Genomic DNA, 22938 nt, shown 5'->3' with positions numbered 1-22938 from the left:
GTATATCACGATCAACAGTCGCTCGCAATGCGTGGACATAATATAATGGACCTGTTGCTTACTCATCCTGTTTCTTCTCAGAATCCTTTATCCTAAAGTAATCCTCTACATCTAAGCCAAGATCCACATGAGATTTCGACCTTGTAACTGTTTTACCCATGAGAACAACCGTCTCGATGTGAACCGTTTGCGAAAAATTATCCACCGGTCTCACTCTCCTTAGCTCATACCCGTTGTTTCTCAGATACTTTACGTCCCTGGCCAGGGTTGCCGGGTCGCAGCTTACGTACACAAGCTTCTCCGGTGCCATCTCCACTATGGTTGCCAATGCTCTCTCATCGCAGCCCTTCCGTGGCGGATCTACGCACACCACATCTATGCGCTCTTCCGGGTGCTGTTTGTACCACTCGGGAAGCACCTCCTCTGCGGCTCCAACATAGAACTCAGCATTATTAATGCCGTTAAGCTCAGCGTTCTGTTTTGCGTCTCTGATGGCCTCCGGAATTATCTCAACTCCGTAAACCTTTTTCGCTTTCTGTGACATAAAAAGCGAAATGGTGCCGATTCCGCAGTAAAGATCCCAGACGTTTTCTGTTCCATTAAGGTCTGCAAACTCAAGTGCAGCACCGTACATCTGCTCTGTCTGAACAGGATTTACCTGGTAGAAACTCAGTGGCGATATCCGGAACTTTATATTTCCGATGGAATCCTCAATGTATCCCGGACCGTAGATATCAACAATCGTGGTGCCCATGATGACATTGGTTCTTTCAGTGTTGACACTGAAGCTTAATGAGTCAACAGTGATCATATTTGAAAGCCTGTCCTTAGAAATCTCCCCGGAACTCACTTCCGGCTTCTTTATCCCGGAAAAATCATCAGGATGCTCCCCATAATTCTCACAGCTTTCTATGACAGCCTCATTCATCTCCGGGGTGATACCTTTATTCCTTTCCTGTTCTCCACCGCACAGCTCCTTTACCAGCTCTTCCTTACACGGCAGCGACCTTCCGTTTATCACCAGGCACACCATCAGTTCCCCTGACTTAAAGCCCTTTCTGATGAGCACATGACGAACCAGCCCCTTACCTGAAGCTTCATCATAAGGGTCAATGTCATAGCACTCCATCCATGCGATGATCTTATCAAGTATGATCTTATTTTCCTTTACTCCCAGGAGACAGTCCTCACACTCTATAACACTGTGGGTCCGGCCGGCATAGAAGCCTGCGATGATCCTGCCCTCTTTATTTCTGGCTATGGGGAACTGGGCTTTGTTACGGTATCTGAAAGGATCAGTCATACCGACTACAGGTTCAAATGTCTCGTCCAGAACCTCCTTCTCCACCTCCCCTATGCGAAGCAGATCATTATAGACCTTATCCTGTTTAAACTTCAACTGAGCCTCATAACTCATCTGCTGCAGCTGACAGCCTCCGCACTTTCCCGCAATGGGACATGGCGGCTCTGCACGGAACTCACTTTTTTCCAGAACCTTTATAAGTCTCGCAAAGCCATAATTCTTTTTAACCTTTGTGGCTGCTGCCAGCACCGTATCCCCGATAACAGTATCCTTTATAAACCACACAAACCCGGCATCGGTTTTACCGATGCCGAGTCCTTCACTTGAAAAATCTTCTATTGTAACTGTAAACTGTTCATTCTTTTTCATCTGAAAATCTCCCGGCGGAAGCATTAGTCTCCAAGTCTATCTCCGGATGAAGTTGTCGTCTGAACAAGTATCCCGTTACCTCCGGTCAATGAATACCTTTCCGGCAACATTGAGCGTAACACTCTTTGCAGTGCCCAGTTCCTGATTGTTGTGAACCAGAACCGCCTGACCTGTACCGGTCAGTCTGGCCTTGTCCAGAGCAAGATTTGCGCAGGAGGTATAGTCCCATATCCTGTTGTAATCCTCCGGTTTATGGGTACATATGCCCTGGGACAATGTAAACTCCGGAAGCTGCTGTACACGTATAGCCTTCAGGATATCATCATTTATGCTTCTCAGACGATCTATAACTTCATCATCACTATAGTCTTCAAAAAGCAGTACAAACTCAGAGCCATCGTATCTGGCAGCATAAAGATGTTCCGATACATACCTCTTAAGGACATTGGAAAACTCAACCAGGCAGCGATCACCTATGGCATAACCATACATATCGTTTATACGCTTCACATTGTCGATATCCAGCATGGCTATTCCGAAAGTCATCTGCTTGGCCAAGCATCTTTCAAAGAATCTGTCCGCCATATCATTAAAGGATTTACGGTTTGGCAGGCCTGTAAGGTCATCTTCCACTGTACGTTTCTCTAAAGCCGCTCTGAAATCATAATCCAAAAAGTCCATAACATCAACTTCAATCAACAGACTCATGGCACGATTCTGAGCATGGAAGGCAGCATTGGAATACTCGCGGAACTTCTCAAGTTCCTCGAACTTTCTGCTGTTGTTCTGGCTGTTCTCATAGAAATACAGCTTTACATTACTAAGCTCCTGCTTGAAGCCGTAAAGATCGGTATAATTCAGAAAATTCTCCATTTTTACGGAAAGATTTTTGAAATAATCCACATAACTCTCGTTTTCCGCAAGAATATTCAGTATAAAGAAATACTCCGAAACGTAATCTCCCTTGAAATTCTTTGAAGAAAAATAGCTGTTAAGCTTGCCGATGTAAGCATCGTCCCACTTATGATCCCCTGTGAATTCATTCCACACAATATGTGCAACGGAAACATAAGGTTCAAAGGAGATATTCTTATTCTCCTGAATGTAATTATCCATCTGTGTGATAATGTCTCCGGCGTTTGTGGTATCACCCAAAAGCACATAGCATCTCACCAGAGAGCAAAGATGGCGCACATAGTAAAGCGGGTAAAAATTTTCCCTGTTTATCAGATAGAAAAACCTCTCCGTGGCAATCTGAAACTTGACACCCTCATTGTAGTTGCCTATGTTATAGCAAATATCGGAAAGATCCATATAAGAACGGATCAGTATATGTGCAAACTCCTTATGTTTTTCAATGTTTTCTTCGGAAATTCTTATGGCAGTGGCCAGACACTGCATGGCATTGGACTTATTGCCCTGTCTTGTGAATGCGCTGGCAAGAAGTGTTACGGCACGGCACAACTCGAGCTTTGAATCAGACTCTGTGGCATCTTTGATGGTTTTTTTCAGATATCTCACGCACTCACTGCAGTTGCCCCTGTTGTAGTAATATCTTGCAATATAATAATTACACAGGCTTGAAAGCGACTTATCGCTTCTCCTTCTTGCAACCTGCAGAAGCTCATTGCACACCCGTAAGGTTGACTCCAGCGCCTCTTTTTTGGTTTCTTCAAGGCTATCTATCTTCTTGATTATATCCTGACTGTACTTTGATAAATCCATACTATCCCTCTTTATATAAAATCCCACCATGAAAGAATCCTTACGGATTTTTCCGAACCACTCAAATTACGGGCAGACATGTGCCCTCAATAAACCTACAGGTAACATCGGCATGAAAAGATACATATATTAAGAAATTACATGAAAATAAATATTACAAAAATAGAATAGAATTCTTACAGAATCCATCGGGGAATGTTCTCGCCGGCGAGAACATTCCCCGATGGATTCAGGACCTGAACCAGTCAGAAACGTGCACCGTCAGGAGTACAAAAAAACGAGCCCTTTTTCAGGACTCGCTGCTTGTTCTTCTCATATTTGAATCGATAAGACGGTTAAATCCTATCCATCCGTCTCCTTCTGTTGACTTTCCGTTCTTATCCGCAGCGTCAAGAGCCTCTCTCATGGTCTCAAGCTTGGCATCAACATTGTCCGCAAAGGACAGAGCCATGGCCTCCATAAGTGCCGGCTTCTTTGGTGAACCAAACTCAAGCTCCCCGTGATGAGCGAGGATACAGTGCCCAAGCTCCGCAGCAAGAGTTGGAGGGAATCCTTCGATGCTGCCTGCAACCTCCGTTATCCTCTGGTATCCGATAACGATATGCCCGATAAGCTGACCCTCATCACTGTAATCATTTCTCGGAAATGCTGTAAGCTCCCTTACCTTGCCGATATCATGGCAGAGAGCCGCAGTAACTAACAGATCCCTGTGAAGATCGGGATAGCGTCTGGCAAAATCATCGCATATGCCTGCCACTGATAATGTATGCTCCGCAAGGCCTCCCACGTAACCATGATGTACCGACTTCGCCGCACTGTGAAGCATGAATTTCTTATGAAAATCCGCATCCTCCATAAATATGATATTTAACAGTCTGCTGAGATACGGATTCTTAACAGATTTTATTAACTGACTGAGGGATGCTTCCATCTCCTCTGCAGGTCTTGATGACACCGGAAGGTAATTCTTCGGATCATAGGAGCCTTCCTTTGCAACTCTCAGTCTCTGAATGCTTAACTGGTTGCTGCCGTTGTAAACAGTAACATTACCCTCTACATAAACATAATCCAGCACATCAAAATCGCTGATTCCCGGAGAATTGGGCTCCCAGACCTTGGCATCCACCTGACCTGTTCTGTCCTGAAGTATTACATTGAGATACTCTTTACCGTTTTTTGTAAGAGCAGCATTCTTTGTCTTTACGAGATATACATCCGAAACCCTTGCTCCGTCATAAAAATTTTCGATAAATCTCATTCCCGCCGCTCCTGCGGAATCCCCATTCATTTCTTTAAAAAATTCGTTTATTTCCATAGATTCTGTCTTTCTAATTAGTTTGGTTGATCATTTTGTTTAAGAGCCGCTACCGCACAGGAAACTTATTCTCTTACCCGCGGGTATTACATCTGCCCCCGGCGTTGGCACGGTGCTCATACTACCATGTTTTTTATCTTCCCGCAACGGTCACCCTGAAATCAGCCTCCTGGTATCCGGACCCGTTTTGTCTCATGATGGTGATCACAGCCTGCTCTTCCCCTGTGAGTTTTCTTAATGCAGTCTCATAGTCAGCCATGCTGCCGATCTCTTCATCATTGATCTTCACAAGGACATCCCCATTCTGAATGCCGGCATTATAGGAAGGGGAATTCTTGATGCAGGACTGGATATACAGCCCCTTCTTCGGAAAATCCGCCTCAGGAATTGCATCGGTAATATCCGATGTGAGCTCCTGAGCCCTGATACCCAGGAACGGATATCTGGTACCATTGGAGATGGTTTCAATCTCGTCAAGATAATCCGAAATACCCTTTATCCGGTGATAGCCCTCTGCATCGCCTTCATTCGAACCGAACCATCCCACCAGCTCTCCGGCTGTATTTATAACAAAGCTTCCATACTTCGGGTCAATGTCTACATCTGCGATCATATCCTTAAAATAGCCGTCTACCTGGATCTCATCGTAGGAAACCGAAGCTACCGACCCCACGGTGGATGATCCATAGGTTCCGGCAGGAGCTCCCACCGCAAGGATCATATCTCCTCTCTGAAGCATTGACGAATCACCGATATCGATGTTTTTGATAACCTGACTGTCCCTGAAGGTGATGGTTGATAACGGAACTGTGACTACCGCTATTCCATCCGTTTCATCAACAGCCTTGACCGAAGCGCTGTAGGTTCTGCCGCCGTAGAATACAACCTCTATATCACCGGCATCCTTAAGAACCGAGTCCGTTGTCAGTATGAGAATCTCTCCCGAGGTTCTGGCAATGATCACACCGGAGGCACTGCTGCCGGATTTTACATGCTCTCCGAAAAGATCCGTATCCGTAACACGGCTTCTGACCTCAGTAAGAGCATAGTCAGCGCTGAGGGCCACCTGTTTTAAAGTGTTGTTCAGGCGCTTGTAATCTTCGATATTGTACTCGTATTTACGAACCTCGTCCCTTACTACTTCTTCTATAGGTACCGTCTCTGCGGTGGTTTCTGTCTCAGGCGGTTCCGTAACCTCTTCTGTAGTCTCAGTCTGGGTTTCCGGCTCAGTTTCGGTTTCCGATTCTGTCTCCTCCGTTACCGGTTCCGTCTCGAATTTCACGGTTTCCTGCTCTTCATTATGGAAAAAGTCGGAAAACAAAGGTCTCGTAGCCGCAAAGGTTCCTGCACTGAGTACACCAAATAAAAGTGCCGAAAAAGCGACCCTGATATAGTGTCTGGTGGTCTTTTTCCAGCCCTCTTTCCGTCCCACGATATTCTCTTTTATAAAGTCGTTTTCTCCCATAGCACCTATTATATACAACCTGTCTTATACACGCAAGAAAGTGAAAACGGAATTCCGGTCAGAACCGTCCCCGATAGAATTCCGCGTTTAGCAAGTGGCAAAAGCCTTTCTCATTTGATATACTGAATTTTATGAATGATAAAGCTTTAAATACATTGGAATTTAATAAAATAAAAGAACGCCTGGAGGGATATGCAAACTCTCCCATGGGTAAGCAGCTGGTTAAGGAGCTTTTACCCTCTGTAGACATTAACGAGATTGAGCAGAACCTTCTGGAAACAGATGCCGCCCTGCTTCGTCTGGGGCTTCATGGCAATATCTCCTTCTCGGGAGTCAGGGATGTAAATGACAGTCTCAAGCGACTCGATATAGCTGCATCTCTTTCCATACCGGAGCTCCTTCAGATAAGCGGAGTGCTCACTGCCGCGGGTCGTGCAAAAGCCTATGCAAGAGACTCCGAGAAGGCACCGGAGGAAAAGAAGCCTGTACCGAGAGCTGTCCGGCTTAATGCTCACTACACGAAAAATCAGCAGGATCCGGAGAAGCTGAAGGACACTGTAGCTGACGATAGTTTATCCGGCTACTTCAGAGACATTGAACCCCTGTCTCAGGTGAATAAAGAGATAACCAGATGTATCCTTTCCGAGGACACCGTTGCTGACGATGCCAGTGCCGGTCTTTTTTCCGTGCGTAAAAAGAAGCACGTTTTCGAGGAGCGCATCCACACTTCTCTCAACAGCATTCTCAACAGCTCGAGATCAATGCTTCAGGACGCAGTCATTACCATGCGCGACGGACGTTACTGTCTTCCGGTAAAGGCAGAATATAAATCAAGCTTTCAGGGCATGGTTCACGACCAGAGCTCAACGGGGTCAACATTATTCATAGAGCCCATGAGCATCGTGAAGCTTAACAATGACATAAAGGAACTGGAGGCAGAAGAAAAGAAAGAGATTGAGAAGGTTCTGGAAGCATTATCCGGATCCCTCATGCCTCATACAGAAACCATAAGGAACGATATCGCAATTCTGGCACATCTGGATTTTGTATTTGCAAAGGCAAAATTTGCAGAGTCCATGCATGCCACCATGCCGAAGCTTAACAATAAGTACTACATTTCCATCCTTAACGGACGGCATCCGCTTATCGATCCAAAGAAGGTGGTTCCCACTACCGTTTATCTCGGTAAGGATTTCGACATGCTGGTCATCACGGGTCCAAATACCGGCGGTAAAACCGTTTGCCTTAAGACCATTGGTCTTTTCCAGCTCATGGGACAGTCCGGACTTTTCATTCCGGCCTCCGAGGGCTCCGAGCTTTCTGTTTTCGAGGAAATTTTCGCAGATATCGGTGACGAACAGTCTATCGAACAGAGCCTGTCCACCTTCTCTGCGCACATGACAAACACGGTTAAGATACTTGAAAAGGCAGACAGTCACAGCCTTTGTCTCTTCGACGAGCTTGGTGCCGGAACCGACCCCACGGAAGGTGCCGCCCTTGCCATGGCAATACTTAATTTCCTTCACAACATGAAGACCAGGACTGTTGCCACCACTCATTATGCAGAAATAAAGGTTTATGCCCTCTCAACTCCCGGTGTTGAAAATGCTTCCTGCGAGTTTGATGTGACAACATTAAGCCCCACCTATCGACTGCTCATAGGTATCCCGGGCAAGTCCAATGCCTTCGCCATATCACAGAAGCTGGGCCTTCCGGGTTACATCATCGATGATGCAAAGAGCCGCCTCGAGAAGGAGGATGTTAAGTTTGAAGATGTTATCGCGAGTCTTGAAGAAAGCCGCGTAACCATAGAACGTGAAAAACAGGAGATCGAACGCTATAAAGCAGAGATCGAGGAATACAAGAGACGTGCAAGAGAGAACTCCAAGGGCGTCGAAAAGGGTCGTGACAAGATACTCCAGAAGGCCCGCGAGGAAGCCTCTCAGATACTCCAGGACGCAAAGGAAACCGCAGACAGCATAGTTAAAGAACTGAGACGTCAGGAGCAGAACGGAGCCGCCACTCTTGAAGCCGAGAAGACACGTTCAGCCCTGAACAAAAAGCTGAAGGATACCCAGGCAAGCATGTCAGTATCCCAGAAGATCAAGGGGCCGTCAAAGCCAGTTTCCGCCAAGAGTCTTCGCATCGGCGATACCGTTCATGTTGCATCAATGGATATCAATGCTACAGTATCCACGCTTCCGGATCATAAAGGAGAGCTTTATGTAACCGCCGGAATCATTCGCACCAAGGTATCCGTAAGGGATATAGAACTTGTGGACTCCGGCAAGGTAACAGGTCCCGGACTTGAAAATATGGGCAGAAAAAAGAAAGGCAGCACCTCCGGCGGTGATATCCGCATGCAGAAGACCATGGGCATATCTCCCGAGATCAATCTCATCGGCATGACCACAGCCGAAGCCATTCCCGAACTCCAGAAATATCTGGACGACGCCTACCTTTCTCATATTCCGCAGGCCCGTGTGGTCCACGGGAGAGGAACCGGCGCCCTCAGGAAGGCAGTTCACCAGCAGCTTAAAAAGCTGAAGTACGTTGAGTCTTTCCGTCTGGGAGAGTTCGGCGAAGGCCAGGATGGTGTTACCATTGTAGTTTTTAAAAAGTGAGCCGGTCTCTGGTTATGCTCTTAAGAGCAAATAATTGCCGTTTCATGAAAGCTGTCACAAAATAGTAAGGAAAAAATCTTATCAGGTCTGACTCAGGGGAGGGAAAATGGCTGAAAAACAAAGAATTATGATTGTAGATGATGACTCTAATATATCGGAGCTCATCTCCTTATATCTAGAAAAGGAAATGTTCGACACCATGTGTGCCGAAGACGGCGAGGAAGCTCTCAGGCTTTTTCCTGAATACAAACCGAATCTTGTGATTCTCGACCTCATGCTTCCGGGCATCGACGGTTATGAAGTGTGCAGAAGACTTCGCACCGCAAGTCAGGTTCCGGTGATCATGCTTTCCGCAAAGGGCGAAACCTTTGACAAGGTACTTGGTCTTGAGCTTGGAGCCGACGATTACATGATAAAGCCTTTCGAATCCAAAGAGCTTGTGGCTCGTGTTAAGGCTGTTCTCAGAAGATACCAGCACAAGCAGGAGCAGACAACGGCTTCAACGGATTCTGTACGAAGCCATGCCGTAAGCGAAGGCGAAGAAGCTCTTCGAAGCGGTAACTACATCGAGTATACGGATCTCATCATCAATAAAACAAACTATTCCGTGTTCTTCAAAGGCCACGCCATCGAGATGCCGCCAAAGGAGCTGGAGCTCCTGTTCTTCCTGGCTTCATCTCCGAATCAGGTTTTCACCCGCGAACAGCTTCTTGATCATATCTGGGGCTACGAGTTCGCAGGAGACAGCCGCACCGTGGATGTTCACATCAAGAGGCTTCGCGAAAAGATCTCCGGCAACACCGAGTGGGAGATTTCGACAGTTTGGGGCATCGGGTATAAGTTCAGAGTTGGTTGAAACCGGATAGTTATGAAATGGGACAGAAAATGCAAGGGGTGGGCTTATTCCTGCTCCGGATAATACGCGACGGGTAAAGTAAAAACAAACTCTGTACCTACACCCTCTGTTGAAATGCAATCAATATTTTCGCCATGGGCGTTGATGATTGATTTCACTATGCTGAGGCCGAGGCCGGTGCCGTGTTTGTCCTTGCCTCGGGACTGGTCTGCTTTGTAGAATCTGTCCCAGATTTTCTGTACGTCTTTTTTAGGAATACCGATACCGGTATCCTTTACTGAGATAAATACTTTGCTTGCTCTTGATCCGGTAGTGATCTTGATGGAGGACTTCGGATTACTGAACTTCAAAGCATTATCTATAAGGTTGTAGAGTACCTGCTGTATCTTCGGGTAATCACCATAGACCATTTCTTTCTTTTCCGCAAAGGTAAGTTCAAAGACTATTTCTTTTTGCTGGCAGGTCATTTCAAAGCTGGCACAGACATCTCTTATGACTCTGTTAATGTCAAAGTTTGTCCTGCTGAGAAAGCCCTTTTTATCAAGAGTACCGAGATTGAGCATTGACTGGGTAAGCTTTGTGAGTCTCTCTGTCTCGGAGATAAGTCTCTTTAGATACTTTTCCTCAAGCTCCTTTGGAACTGTTCCGTCAAGTATGGCCTCAAGATATCCTTTTATGGAGGTCAGGGGAGATCTGAAATCATGACTTACATTGGCAATGAACTGTCTCTGATAGTCATCTGCCTTTGAAATCTCATCCGACATGAAATTAAGGGTCTCTGCAAGATATCCCATTTCGTCTCCGGACTTTGTTTCTATCTTATAGCTGTAGTCTCCGGCTGCATACTTAGTGGCTCCGACGGTTATCTTGTTGAGGGGTTTGTATACAATGACATAGAACACCACCAGGATGAACAGAGACAATATAAATATGATGAGTGCTGTTATGTAAACAATATTCAATATCTCATACTGTGATGAAAGGATATTGTCTACGGAATTGTGAATGATTACATAGCCATTGGTCACATAGTCCCTGGTCACGGGTGCCATGACCGTAAGCACTTCCGACTGAAACATGTCATGATAGGTTCCGACCTCATACCTGGTACCGGTACGGGTAGTATCAAAGGCCTCTATCTGCTGTCCCTTGTATCCCTCCTTACCTGCATCACTTAGGATCACTCCGCTACGATCCACGATCCAGATGTCTGCGTCCAGGAAGGTGGAAACTGCATTCATCTGTTCGGTAACCACCGCCTCACTGAGACTTGTATCCTTTGTTTCAGAGTACGTTGTGGCGATAAGGGTTGCCTCACTGTAAAGGCTGTTGGCCCTCTCCTGAACCAGATACCTGTATGTCAGCCTGGAGGACAGAATGGCCACAACAGAGAAGCCCAGCACACCAAATATGATATATGCCGCTATAAATTTCAAAAATAATGATTTCTTCAATGTTTCGTATTATTCATTACCAAGCACAAGTCTTGCACTTCCGTAAATTCCCGCATCATTTCCAAGGGTTGCCAGAGTGATATCTGCCTTTTTGTTTAAGAGCGGTGTAAATTCTTCATAATACTTTCTGGTCACATCCACAAGATACTGACCTGCCTTTGAAACTCCTCCGCCTATAACGAAAAGCTCGGGATCGGATATCATAGATACATGTGCCATAACAAGAGCAAGATACCTAAGACTTGTTCCGAGGCTCTTAACTGCGAGCGCATCCCCGGCCTTGGCACAGTCGCAAACATCCTTTGCTGTGAGAGCATCTCCGAAATCTCTCATGGAAGAAGGCTCTTCTGAAACCGCAAGAGTACGCTTTGCCTCACGAACTATTCCTGTGGCACTGGCAACCTGCTCAAGGCATCCGTGACCGCCGCAGTTGCAGCTCTCCGGCTCACCGTCTCTGACATGTATATGTCCTATTTCAGCTCCTGCTCCGTGAACACCCGGGATGATGTGTCCGTCAATGATGAGACCTCCGCCGACACCGGTTCCCAGCGTCACCATAAGCAGATTGCTGTGACCTTTTCCACCGCCCTGCCACATTTCGCCAAGGGCCGCAACATTGGCATCATTTCCTGCCGCACATCTGATGTTTCCGCCCATAAGCTCTCTCATTTCCTTTGCGGGCCAGTGTCCATGCCAGCCAAGGTTCACACATACATGAACGTAACCGTCAGGCTGTACAGGACCCGGAACTCCGATGCCGATGCCTTCGATATCATCAAGCTCCAGCTTTTTCTCAGCCATATGAGCCTTTATGGAATCCGCCACATCCGGAAGAATATACTTGCCTTCCTCTTCTTTTCTTGTTGGTACTTCCCAATTATCGATAAGAACACCATTGATAGCAAAAATACCGCATTTTACTGTGGTACCTCCGACATCTACACCAACAACATACTGATTCATAGCATACCCTCCTCTTTTAACCCTTTTCCTGAGCCTTAATATCTGACACTTCATGCAGATCCGATCGGCTCTGTTCAGACTTCTTTATCTTTATCCGACATTCTTTGTTTTAGCCGGATTGTCTGCTTACTTAAGTTTGACGGATTCCACCAGACTGGTGCTTCCCACAAGAACATCCATTCCAAGCGGGGTTGTGAGTTTAGCGGTTCCTCTGGCCTTCGAAACCGGAATATCCAGATCCTCATCGAACTTGATATTTCCACTCATATCGTAAATTCTCAAACTCTTGTCATTGTATAAAAATACTTTATCTCCGTCTATATCAAATCCTGACATATTGAAGGAAAAAGCTGTACTGAATACTGTCTGCCCGTTTGTCCTGTAAACCGTCAGCCTGTAAGCCTCCTGAACACTGTCATCGGAGTTCAATGTCACAACGCCGACGTAGTCTTTGGAATAGGCTATGGCACGCATGGCCTCAGATATGACAACGTTATTGATAAGCTCAGGACTTGTAAGCACCTTTGTGCTGAAAAACGCTATACCGCCGTCATAAAATGCCTGGGCATAGGTATTGTCAGAGAAATGAACTCTTCCTGTGAGATGTCCCGCAAAATCTTCTGTAAAACCACCTACAACACGATTATTTCCGGCATTTTGTCCTATCTCATCAAGGTTGTAGAAAATAATCTTATTCTGAATTGTTCCGCCTTCAAGAGCAACGAAGGAGACTATAAGCTCTGTACCATCCGGTGAGACACTGATATCTACAGGATACCCATCTCCCGAAAGGATGGATTTAATGCTGATGTCAAGGGCTGCACCCTCTCTTGTAAATACAGCTATGTGACTTGATGCCGAATCCTCCATAAGTGCATATACAACTCCGGTTCCGGAAACCGAAAGTTTGCTTATGGGAAGAGTAGTCTCTGCCTGTCCTGTAGTACCGGAAGAATTCATGATAAAGATAGCCGTCTTACCCTGGTCTCCGATAGCACAGTACTCTCCGTTGACAGTGGCATAGGGATGGCTCATTTCATAAGCCTGATTCCAAATGGTCTTTCCTGCCGAATTGATGTAGGAAGCTCCGTCACGTGTCACCTTCAGTAAACCATCTGCATAAATGTAGTATTCCTCATAATCCGAATCAATGGCGCCTTCCTGAGCCGTAAATTCCACTGTCCAGTTCACACTGTAATCACTGAATTGCCGGTGAGCAAGATAAAACCCTCCGGCAGCTATCACCATGACAGTTATCATAATAAGCAAAAACACCAAGAAACGACGGGGCCTTTTGCCCTGTCGCTCTTCGTGTTTCCTATGTTCACGCTCACGGAGAGTCTCTGTATCAACGACTCTCCTCCTGAGCTCATTTTTTCTGTTTTCTCTATATGAATCAGCCATTAAAACCTATGTTCCGTTTCACTTTTTTTAGTGCCTCTTCAGGCACTATATTTTGGGCGACCTCATGGGATCAATGTTTCCTTCTGACAGAAACACCGATCATTCTGTCTCCTCAGAAAAGACTGGCAGGATAAACTCCCTTGTCCACAAGCTCCTTAAGGGATTTCTGAACCGCTTCCTTATCCTCTGCATAAGTAACGCCAAACCACTTGTCGCGGTCCTTAAGGACTCTTACTGTTGCCTTTCCTTCCTGCATAAGACCGCTTATCTCCTGAGGAAGCAGATACTCTGACTTCATCTCCTTACCATTCTTATCAAGCCATGCAGGGAAATTTTCAATGAGAGTATCCAGGAACTTCTCCGGAAGGCCGAACATATTCATGGACACAATGGCATCACCGTCAACTCTTACTTCATTTCCGTTTGCATCACTTCCTACGAGGCTTCCGTCAGCACGCTTCTCGATATCATAGGTTTCATTGATCTCCTTGAGATAATCATTTTCACCCATTCTGCAGACACCACGGTTAACAGTTCCGTTGTCTGAAAGAGTATTTCCAACGATGTAGCCTGCCATACAGATATCAAATGCAGAAGCATCCTCATCCATCTGATTTACAAGATAATCATGGATGAGCTTAAAGCCTTCCTTACCATAAAAATCATCGGCATTGATAACCGCAAACGGGCAATCGATGAGATCACGAACCTGGATAAGGGCATGGGCTGTTCCCCAGGGCTTTGTACGACCCTCAGGAACCGAATATCCCTCAGGGAGCTTGTCTATCTCCTGAAAAGCGTACTCACATTTTGCCACCTTTTCGATACGATTTCCGATTATCTCCCTGAAATCCTTCTCGATATCTTTTCTTATAATGAAAACTATCTTGTCAAATCCTGCTTCAATAGCATCATGAATCGAATAATCCATGATTATCTCTCCGCTTGGTCCCAGCTTTGCCAGCTGTTTGATACCTCCGCCAAAACGTGAACCAAGTCCTGCCGCCATAATTACAAGTGCTGTTTTCTTCATTATCTATCCTCACTTACGTTTTATTCAGGAAATGCTGACCGGTATTTTTCCGGAAAGCTTTTCGAGTTTTTATAATGTTGTTTCCGGAATACATATTTCCGGATGCTTTTAGAATCCAAGCCAGGCTCCGTCGGAACCCACATGAAGACCATCAGGTGTAGTGGTGTCTGTAAGCATTGCACCATAGTCATCGCCCACCTGCTCATTGAAATAATACCACTTATCATTTATCTTCCACCAGCCATGGAGCATTGCTCCGTAAGTGGCAGACGACTGGTCGGTATTCAGAAGATACCACTTGCCGTTCGCTCTCTGAAGTCCCGACAGCATCGCACCGTTGGATCCGAGAAGGTATCTGTTGACTCCATCCGGGCATATCCATCCTGTAAGGAACTGTCCGTCCTTGAGATAGTACCAGTCATTCTGATACTTCATCCAGGTTCCCTCCGGGGAGTTGACTGTTCCGGGTTTGTTCTGAAGATTGAATCCGGGTCCGAATACTTTCTCCGCACTGTTTTTCACAGTTGCGGTAGAAGATGAGGTGACCAGGGAATTGGACCTTGCAATGGGGATATTAAAATTATAATACGCATCGCTCTTGTCATCATCTATTCCGCCATCGTCACTTCTCACGTATTGCGAATTCGCGACAAATTTTCCCCCATCCCCGCTGGCCTGTGCCTGAACCGAAATATACTGAAGGGAACGATCGCCGGTTTCATAGCTTGAAATACTCACCTTATGCTTGTTATTGTTAACCGTTGTATGGGTTTCATGGTCGTCTCCATTACTGTCTGACCAGTAAATATAGACAGAATACTTGTCGGCGTAATCCACCTTGTCCCAGGTTATATTGTTCCCGCTCTGCTGGATATTTTTCGGATTTTTCAATACATAGAACGGGAAGGTTGTCGCCTTGACACGTATGCTCTGGTTTGTTCTCGAAAGGATACTCACAGAGGTAGCAGCACTTACTTCCACAGCACAGCCGTCAGAAAAGGTATTCCCCTCCGAAGGATGGACATCAATGGTATAGGTATAGGCGGTTTTCGGTTTATCCCTGGTTCCGGACATACTGTAATCATAAATAAAGTATGTGCTGTCATAGGTTCCCGGTTCCCCACCGCTTGACAGCTCACCGGCCCCCATGGAGCTTTCATTATCCGGTTCCAGACTCAGTCGCACAGTACTGATCTCCGCTGCCAGTGATGATAATGCAAATGCAGTAACAAAAGCCGTTGTGGTCAAAAAAATACTACGTAGCTTCATCTATGTTCGCTCCTTTCGAAAAGCATCTTATATTTTAACATATTTTTTCTATTCTTCAATTTATATCGACCACATAACCGCAGTCATAATGTCAAAAACAAGAAAAAGCCCTACGGATTTCTTAAATCCATAGAGCTTCTTAATTCTAGCCTTATGCGGTTTCTGCAGCTTCAACAATCTGCGTCACAGCATTTTCACCCGTACCGGAATTTCCGGTGGTGCCGATAACAGTATTTCCGGCAGAGCCGGTAACGGTGTTTCCGGTTGTAACCGGGTTTTCGGTGGATCCGATAACAGTATTTCCGGTGGTAACCGGAGTTTCAGTGGATCCGATAACAGTATTCTCAACTGATTCGGTGCCTCTCAAAGGTCCGTTGGTGGTTATCTCGGTACCGGAAAATGCCGCAGCAGTTCCGGAAGCTGTTGTTGTGCCATCGGAAGAAACCGAAGCCGAAACACCTGCTGTCGGCACCGTGGCAGAGACAGGAGCACCATCAGCGGTGGTTTCTGTTACAGCCGGAATCTGAAGACCTTGGGCTGTACCGGTGATTCCCTCAGCTGCAGCTGTCTCATATATGTTTCCGGATGCAGCCGTATCATACATATTGCCATGGGCAGCTCCGTTGGATCCGCCATAGGGCTTTACGGAAAATTCTGTTGTGACATAGCCCTTGATACCATTAACGGTTCCCTTTTCACTGGACTGCCAGATAGTGGTAACGGCACCTTGAACCGGCCTGTAAACCTTATCCGAAGGGTAGGATGCATACCACACATCATAAGGAAGCTGTGACAGATTCATATGCTTTGTAAGCCAGGTCTTGTTGGCATAAACTATCGGAGTAAATCCCGACTGGGTCATAGCCTGACAGTAATAGTTGATCATAGCCGTCATATCATCGGCTGTGGCACCACCCTCAAGCATCTTATTTACCTCTACGTCATAAGCCACAGGATACTGCAAAGTGATTCCCTGAAGCATCTGAAGCGTCAGCTCAGTCTCCTCCTTTGTATCCTCAAGATTCTGTGCTGTGGAACAAAGATAAACTCCCACCTTGATACCGGCAGCCTGAGCGCCCTGAATATTAACATAGGCATAAGGATCCATAGTAGTACCGTAAGCGATACGGATCATAACAAAGTCAAGACCGTCAGCCTTAGCCGCCTGCCAGTCAATGTCTCCGTCCATATTCTGGAACTTGGAAACCTCGGTACCCTTCTCAATATACATAAATGTTGAACCGTCTTCATTGACAAAACCATGCCACCAGTCGGTACTTGTATCCCCCGTAATTGCGGCTGCACCTGTTGTCCCTTCTGCAAGTGCGCTAATGCTTCCTCCAAAAGCTCCCATGGCCACCATCGCAGCCGTAAGCGCCGCCGCTATAGTTTTTCTGTATCTAAGTGATCTCATATAATAACCTTTCTAATATGTTGTCGTAGACTTAGGATAACAGCAGACTCAAATCATATCAATAGATGTGATGGAAGCTTAAAAAAATGACAGAATTTTGAAAGCAACCCATTACCCGTATACAGAAAGGCCGGAGCCGGTGGGCATCCATCTAAAGCCGTTAAGCTGAGTCGAGAAAAATCAAAATCGGACCCCTTAGAACCACTTGGCTCTATTTTCCTTAGCCCCCTCGCCAAGTCAGATGTTGTCATAAAGAAAACTCTGACATTGGCGAGGGCCTAGTGGTTCTTAGGGGTCCGATTTTAGATTTTTCCGACGAAGCGCCTCGGCTTTAGATGGATGCCCACCGGCTCCGGCCGACCTTCCGGGACGACGCTTACATGCTTATAAGTCCAAAAACACTGGCCACTGACGAGAACAGGATTATCACTACGAAGAACGGGCACAGATACTTTATCATAAAGTCGAATACCGGCTTACGGCGGAATCGCTTCCCGTTAAGCATTACCTCCTCAGCGATCTTATCAACGTCAACAACTCTCACGATAAGGAGACAGGTACACATAGCAGCGATCGGCATCATTACAGAGTTGGTGAGGAAATCAAAGAAATCCAGGAACTGCATTCCGATAACCGTAACCGCGGCAAGAGGTCCGTAACCAAGGGCCGAAAGAGTACCAAGCACCACCATGATGACACCTGTGAATACCGTTGCTCTTCTGCGGCTCCAGTGAAGCTCATCCTCAAAGGTTGAAACCGCTGACTCACTAAGGGCGATAGCTGAAGTAAGCGCCGCAAAAAGCACCAGTACAAAGAAAAGAATCCCCATCGGTGTACCAAAGCCCATACTTGAAAAAATCTTCGGCATGGTGATGAACATAAGTGATGGACCGGCTTTAAGATTCTCTGCCGCAGAGTCCCCTGAGAAGGAAAATACTGCAGGAATGATCATTAAACCTGCCATGATCGCAATGCCTGTATCGAATATCTCCACCTGCTCGGTAGCCTCTTCGATGGAAACATCCTTCTTCATATAAGAACCGAAGGTCACAAGTATACCCATGGCAATAGACAGTGAATAGAACATCTGTCCCATGGCAGAAACCACTGTCATCCAGGAGAAATTGTCCGGATTAGGTACCAGGAAATACAGAATACCGCTTACGGCACCGGGTCTGGTCATTGAATAGCCTGCAATGATGACTGCAAGCACCACAAGTACGGGCATCATGAACTTCGAAACTCTCTCTATACCGTTCTCAACTCCAAAATAGATAACAAGGAGCGTCATAACAGAGAAGACAATAAAACATATCTCAACCTGCGATCCGTTTGTGATAAAGTCTGTGAAAAAACCATCCTCCGCAAGCTTTACTGTTCCTCCCGGCATTAGATATTCAACCAGATAGCGGATTACCCAGCCACCGATAACACTGTAATAAGGAACGATAAGAATCGGTATGACAGCATTGATCCAGCCGCTCAGACTGAACTGCCAGCCATGGCCGAATTTGTTAAATGCTCCGACCGGGGATTTTTTCGTCATTCTGCCAAGGGCGGTTTCCGCCATGATCATGGTATAGCCAAAGGTCACCGCCAGAATGATATAAACCAGAAGAAAGATTCCTCCGCCGTATTTTGCTGCCAGATACGGAAATCTCCAGATATTTCCAAGTCCGACCGATGCACCGGCCGCCGAAAGTACATATCCAAGCTTACCGGTAAAACTGCCTCTTTTCTTTTTTTCCATTTTGAACCTCCCATGCCCGTCCCCTTTAACGTAAAGAACCCGGGAGCATTGACTCCCGGGAAACTGATCTTTTGATTCAATACGCAACTACAGGACAACACACTTCAACACTTTTACACTTTAAATTACACAATTAAAAAATATAGACATTTAATCCCTCAGTTGCAATTTCCTATTTTTTATATCTGGAGGGGAGAAATATAATCCACAGTAATATCCACTATTCCCCTTGAAATACTTATGAAATCAATTAAATTTGTCCACAAAATATGGATAAGTCTGTGTATAAGTATAAATTTTTTTAAATAGTGCATAAATCATGTTGATAACTTTTTCGAATTCCACATCAGAGAAAAAATTTTTTGACTTTTAATGATGTAAACATATAATTGAACTATGGGTAAAAAAAGAGACAACTTGCTTATAATGCTTAAGGCACTGGCTAACGAAACCCGGCTTAATATTCTGAAATGGCTTTCGAATCCGGACAAGTATTTTCCGGACCGCAAGGAACAAAATTTAGAAGACATTGACTTTACAGGAGGGGTCTCAGTCGCTGACATTCAGAAAAAAGCCGGCAAGGCCCAATCCACCACGTCACATGACCTTGACCTTTTAGTAAAGGCCGGTTTCCTTGAAGTAAAATACGAAGGAAGGTACAGCTACTTCCGCCGTAATGATAAAGCGCTGAAAAAGCTGGTGAAATACTTAAAAAACGAAGTATGAAAAGAGCCGGAGGGCAACCCTCCGGCTCTGACCTGCCTTATTACACCAGTCGTCTTATAGCCAATATTCTTTTGTATGTTGCGCTGTTTATAGTAATTCCATATCTGCTTCCGAGAGCCGATAACAGTCTGCCCTCTCCCAGATATATGCCAACGTGTCCTGAATAACAAATGATATCGCCGGGCTGAGCCTCATAGAGACTTCCTACCGCCACACCCACAGATCTCATCGCTGATGAGGAGTGAGGCAGGGAAATACCGAAGTTCCCGTAAACACTCATTACAAATCCCGAACAATCTGTTCCTGAAGTAAGGCTGCTGCCACCATATCTGTAGGGATTACCTATAAACTGGCTGGCAAACTGTACTACCTTATCTCCCAGGGAGTCCTCTCCCGCTGCATAGTTCAGAACATCTGCTGCTACAGATTCCGCATCGGGAATGCTTAGAGCAGCATCATCTGTCTCACCTGTGTTTCCTTCTGTTGATGAAACACCTTCTGCTATGGTTGATGTTTTTGTCTTAACTGTGCTGTTGCTGCTTGAATCCGAGCTTTCCGAAGAAACTGCCGCTTCCTGAATAGATGATGAAGCCGCCTCTTCTGCTTCCTTAAGTTTCTTTTCGTACTCTGCGTTTACAGTTTCCTCAAGTGCTGTATTGTCTCTGGTTTTAGTATCCGCAAAAGCCGGCACTGTAAACATTGTCAAAATTGTCATAACTGCGATAGTAGAGATCATGAGCTTTTTGGTATCCATGAAATTGGATACAGAGATGCTTTCAATCATGTCCATCTCTTTAGTCTTTGCTTCGCTACTACCAAATAATCTGTTTTTTAAATTCAAAAATAACCTCCGTTTTCACACAACGGAGGCTATTCTAAATATCAAATATGAACTCAAGGTGAAAAACCAATAAACAATACTTACCATTTTCGAGCAAATTCTTATGAACGTAGTTACTAAATCATAAAAATTTTATAAAATATTTCATTTTTAATATTGCATTTTCTGTTTTTACAAAAATTATTTCCATATTAATAGTTTTCTTAATCGCACACAACCACTACGGTTCCCTTACCGATGAGACCGTACAGAGACTGCGCCCTGTCCCTCGGAAGATTGATACAGCCATGGCTTCCGTTTGAAAGGTAAATGTTTCCGCCGAAAGAGGATCTCCAGCTTGCATCATGAAGTCCGATACCTCCATTGAAAGGCATCCAGTAATCTACATGTGACTCATAAGTAGGCTTTCCTGTACTGGAGCTTATAGGTCCCCTCAAAACTCTGTTCGTTTCCTTGGAATAAACCGAAAATACACCCTTGGGTGTGGCTCTATCAGGATTTGTCTGAGTACCTGAAACTATAGGACTTTCCCAAACACAGTTGCCGCCCTGATAGTAGTAAGCATGCTGGGAGGCAATAGAAACCTCCACAAAGGTATCTCCCCACTGAGGCATGGCTCCACGGGCTGCTACAGAGGAATAAACCGGCTGTCTTACCACGGACTGAAGTGCCTGGATATTGGCAGTAAGAGCTGCCGTCTCTCCTGCAAGGTCAATATAATAACCGTAGCTTGTAGCAAGGGACTTCTGGGTTCCGTCCGCACTAAGCCAGGTCTGTACACCCTTTGTATCATAGGTATCCTTCAGGCCCTGAACATAAGCCGCAACCTGATTCTGATCAACATAAATGGATGAACCGTCATTTCCCGTAACCCAGGATGCAATGGTAAGTCCGTCAAGCACAACGGTTTCTCCCGTTGCCATCTGATATGTAACTGACATGCCATTAACCGAAGCAAGCTTCTGACCCTTGACCATAGCTTCAAAAGGTGACGAAGCTGAAGCATTAACCGCTGCCATATCTATAGGTGAGTTAACTCCATTTGCGGTATTGATCGCCTGCTGCGCCTGAGCCGCCTGCATGGCACTGATATCTGCCGGTGTATAAACTGACGAATTGGGTGCCTCCACCCCCGCCGGAACAGTCGCAGTAACATAGTTATCGGTATCCGCAAAAGCGGAAACACTCATTAAGGCACTAATTGAAAGTGCCAGAACCGCCGAACGAAAAATATGTTTAATCATAACCTTCTCTACCCCTCTGAAATCGCGCCGTAATATAGTGTAGCGCAACACCACAAGCATACCTCTTTTCTATATTTTTTGCTACGGCTAAATAGTAATATTTTCCATATTTTAACAGTTTAACCGCTACATATAGTATGAAAGAGCAGGAGGGCATCCATCGAAGCGACTCGCCTTTAAATGGATGCCATCCTGCTCGTCCCGCTATAATACTCCTCCGCCGTCATGATCCTGACATGCAGCGGTGCCAGCCCCTCCAGGATTTTCAGCGTCGCCTTCTCGGTCTCATCATTAAGCCCCGCGCAGGCATCCCTGAGATACACAAAGCGATACCCAAGATCCGCCCCCTGGAAGAAAGTCGAAAGAACACAGCACTCGCTCACAACCCCCATAAGGACGATGTCTCCCCCGTGAACCATAGCTCTGTCAGCCGCCGCCCTGATATAAGGATGGGAAAAACAGCTGTAGGTACTCTTATCATAATAAGGAAAGTCCTCAACATATCCTGCGATCTCCGGAATAAACTCTTCCATCACGTGATCATCATTTATTTCCTTATTTACATTGTTATAGTCATGCCAGACACCGATTGCGTCCTCCTCCGGAGGTGCGATAAAGCGGGTCAGCATAACCTCCGGAACTTCTGCTCCGTTAATTGTCCGTGAGCTCAGATCGACTGAGGCATTATTCCCGATATCATCACCCGATCCGGTTTTGTCCGGTGTCTCCGACTTTTCCTTCAGCTCAATGATCCTGTCCAGAAGCTTTGAAATGTTCTCCGCTGCCTTCCCCACGTTCTCACAGGCCCAGGGATTCCCCTTCAGATACACCTTCTGCATATCTACAACCAGAACCAAATCCTCTTTCTTCATATCGCATCTCCTCATCTATAAATGCATGTTTTCCACCGTTTATATCTGACACACAGATGTCAATCTAACCGGCTCTATAAACGTAACTTTTTTACCGTTTATATCTGACAAACAGATACATATCTAACCGGCTCCAAAAATATATGTGAGTAAAAATCGATACCGGACCACTTCGCGCTCTGCACTCACACCTATATCATAGTATCAGATCAGTTCTGTTATATCTATTCCGGACCAAAGGTTTTCCGCTTTTCACTCCCGGATGCCTTGCACTTTCTTTCACAGAATTTTCATTTATGATACTTTCATCC

Annotated in this window: 17 protein-coding genes; 3 read left to right on the top strand and 14 right to left on the bottom strand. The window is 45.7% G+C overall.

What is annotated here, in order from left to right; translation table 11 throughout:
* Positions 1-58: 58 nt before the first annotated feature.
* The 4 genes from rlmD to G625_RS0115290 all read right to left on the bottom strand — a co-directional run bounded on the left by rlmD (position 59) and on the right by G625_RS0115290 (position 6144).
* A complete protein-coding gene (gene rlmD / locus G625_RS20350; RefSeq protein WP_084152956.1) occupies positions 59-1672 on the bottom strand; it encodes a 23S rRNA (uracil(1939)-C(5))-methyltransferase RlmD in 1614 nt (537 codons plus the stop codon).
* Between the two features lie 75 nt (positions 1673-1747).
* Complete coding sequence (locus G625_RS0115300) at positions 1748-3397, bottom strand: GGDEF domain-containing protein (RefSeq protein ID WP_029201791.1); 1650 nt, start codon at positions 3395-3397, stop codon at positions 1748-1750.
* A gap of 289 nt (positions 3398-3686) precedes the next feature.
* Entirely contained in the window at positions 3687-4655 is a 969-nt protein-coding gene (locus G625_RS0115295; protein ID WP_029201790.1) for a 3'-5' exoribonuclease YhaM family protein, read from the bottom strand.
* Between the two features lie 190 nt (positions 4656-4845).
* Positions 4846-6144, bottom strand: coding sequence for a S1C family serine protease (locus G625_RS0115290; protein ID WP_198014919.1), 1299 nt, complete (start codon positions 6142-6144; stop codon positions 4846-4848).
* A 164-nt stretch (positions 6145-6308) separates the two neighbouring features.
* Between G625_RS0115290 and G625_RS0115285 the strand changes: the two genes are divergently transcribed.
* Positions 6309-8801 (top strand): endonuclease MutS2, encoded by a 2493-nt coding sequence (locus G625_RS0115285; protein WP_029201788.1) that lies wholly within the window; start codon positions 6309-6311, stop codon positions 8799-8801.
* Between the two features lie 106 nt (positions 8802-8907).
* Positions 8908-9657, top strand: coding sequence for a response regulator transcription factor (locus G625_RS0115280; protein WP_029201787.1), 750 nt, complete (start codon positions 8908-8910; stop codon positions 9655-9657).
* A gap of 44 nt (positions 9658-9701) precedes the next feature.
* Here G625_RS0115280 and G625_RS0115275 read toward each other — a convergent pair whose 3' ends face one another.
* The 7 genes from G625_RS0115275 to G625_RS0115245 all read right to left on the bottom strand — a co-directional run bounded on the left by G625_RS0115275 (position 9702) and on the right by G625_RS0115245 (position 18944).
* Positions 9702-11111, bottom strand: coding sequence for a HAMP domain-containing sensor histidine kinase (locus tag G625_RS0115275; protein ID WP_029201786.1), 1410 nt, complete (start codon positions 11109-11111; stop codon positions 9702-9704).
* Between the two features lie 9 nt (positions 11112-11120).
* Positions 11121-12074, bottom strand: a complete 954-nt coding sequence (locus tag G625_RS0115270; protein ID WP_029201785.1) for an ROK family glucokinase — start codon at positions 12072-12074, stop codon at positions 11121-11123.
* Positions 12075-12200: 126 nt separating this feature from the next.
* Positions 12201-13478 (bottom strand): DUF5711 family protein, encoded by a 1278-nt coding sequence (locus tag G625_RS20345; protein WP_049895942.1) that lies wholly within the window; start codon positions 13476-13478, stop codon positions 12201-12203.
* Between the two features lie 112 nt (positions 13479-13590).
* Entirely contained in the window at positions 13591-14511 is a 921-nt protein-coding gene (locus G625_RS0115260) for a nucleotidyltransferase family protein (RefSeq protein ID WP_029201784.1), read from the bottom strand.
* A 108-nt stretch (positions 14512-14619) separates the two neighbouring features.
* Positions 14620-15780, bottom strand: coding sequence for an N-acetylmuramoyl-L-alanine amidase family protein (locus G625_RS0115255; RefSeq protein ID WP_029201783.1), 1161 nt, complete (start codon positions 15778-15780; stop codon positions 14620-14622).
* Positions 15781-15931: 151 nt separating this feature from the next.
* A complete protein-coding gene (locus G625_RS21595) occupies positions 15932-17194 on the bottom strand; it encodes a GH25 family lysozyme (RefSeq protein ID WP_049895941.1) in 1263 nt (420 codons plus the stop codon).
* 376 nt (positions 17195-17570) lie between these two features.
* A complete protein-coding gene (locus G625_RS0115245) occupies positions 17571-18944 on the bottom strand; it encodes a sodium-dependent transporter (RefSeq protein WP_029201782.1) in 1374 nt (457 codons plus the stop codon).
* 417 nt (positions 18945-19361) lie between these two features.
* Between G625_RS0115245 and G625_RS0115240 the strand changes: the two genes are divergently transcribed.
* Positions 19362-19670: an ArsR/SmtB family transcription factor gene (locus G625_RS0115240; RefSeq protein ID WP_198014918.1), complete on the top strand. Its 309-nt coding sequence runs from the start codon at positions 19362-19364 to the stop codon at positions 19668-19670.
* A gap of 40 nt (positions 19671-19710) precedes the next feature.
* Here G625_RS0115240 and G625_RS22115 read toward each other — a convergent pair whose 3' ends face one another.
* From G625_RS22115 to G625_RS0115225, 3 genes are all read right to left on the bottom strand, one after another.
* The gene (locus G625_RS22115; RefSeq protein ID WP_242826653.1) at positions 19711-20511 is read right to left on the bottom strand and encodes a C40 family peptidase; all 801 of its coding nucleotides are present in this window, start codon (positions 20509-20511) and stop codon (positions 19711-19713) included.
* A gap of 203 nt (positions 20512-20714) precedes the next feature.
* Positions 20715-21755, bottom strand: a complete 1041-nt coding sequence (locus tag G625_RS20330; protein WP_049895940.1) for a L,D-transpeptidase — start codon at positions 21753-21755, stop codon at positions 20715-20717.
* 176 nt (positions 21756-21931) lie between these two features.
* Entirely contained in the window at positions 21932-22627 is a 696-nt protein-coding gene (locus tag G625_RS0115225) for a cysteine hydrolase family protein (protein WP_029201780.1), read from the bottom strand.
* Positions 22628-22938 lie beyond the last annotated feature (311 nt).

The sequence above is a fragment of the Oribacterium sp. NK2B42 genome, assembly GCF_000424445.1.
In the GTDB taxonomy this organism is placed as follows: domain Bacteria; phylum Bacillota; class Clostridia; order Lachnospirales; family Lachnospiraceae; genus Oribacterium.
This window is presented reverse-complemented; position numbering and strand designations above follow the sequence as displayed.

Excerpts from the sequence above, each read along its gene's own strand:
- rlmD (WP_084152956.1), bottom strand. The coding sequence starts at position 1,672 with ATGAAAAAGAATGAACAGTTTACAGTTACAATAGAAGATTTTTCAAGT.
- G625_RS0115300 (WP_029201791.1), bottom strand. The coding sequence starts at position 3,397 with ATGGATTTATCAAAGTACAGTCAGGATATAATCAAGAAGATAGATAGC.
- G625_RS0115295 (WP_029201790.1), bottom strand. The coding sequence starts at position 4,655 with ATGAGATTTATCGAAAATTTTTATGACGGAGCAAGGGTTTCGGATGTA.
- G625_RS0115285 (WP_029201788.1), top strand. The coding sequence starts at position 6,309 with ATGAATGATAAAGCTTTAAATACATTGGAATTTAATAAAATAAAAGAA.
- G625_RS0115280 (WP_029201787.1), top strand. The coding sequence starts at position 8,908 with ATGGCTGAAAAACAAAGAATTATGATTGTAGATGATGACTCTAATATA.
- G625_RS0115270 (WP_029201785.1), bottom strand. The coding sequence starts at position 12,074 with ATGAATCAGTATGTTGTTGGTGTAGATGTCGGAGGTACCACAGTAAAA.
- G625_RS20345 (WP_049895942.1), bottom strand. The coding sequence starts at position 13,478 with ATGGCTGATTCATATAGAGAAAACAGAAAAAATGAGCTCAGGAGGAGA.
- G625_RS0115260 (WP_029201784.1), bottom strand. The coding sequence starts at position 14,511 with ATGAAGAAAACAGCACTTGTAATTATGGCGGCAGGACTTGGTTCACGT.
- G625_RS0115255 (WP_029201783.1), bottom strand. The coding sequence starts at position 15,780 with ATGAAGCTACGTAGTATTTTTTTGACCACAACGGCTTTTGTTACTGCA.
- G625_RS21595 (WP_049895941.1), bottom strand. The coding sequence starts at position 17,194 with ATGAGATCACTTAGATACAGAAAAACTATAGCGGCGGCGCTTACGGCT.
- G625_RS0115245 (WP_029201782.1), bottom strand. The coding sequence starts at position 18,944 with ATGGAAAAAAAGAAAAGAGGCAGTTTTACCGGTAAGCTTGGATATGTA.
- G625_RS20330 (WP_049895940.1), bottom strand. The coding sequence starts at position 21,755 with ATGATTAAACATATTTTTCGTTCGGCGGTTCTGGCACTTTCAATTAGT.
- G625_RS0115225 (WP_029201780.1), bottom strand. The coding sequence starts at position 22,627 with ATGAAGAAAGAGGATTTGGTTCTGGTTGTAGATATGCAGAAGGTGTAT.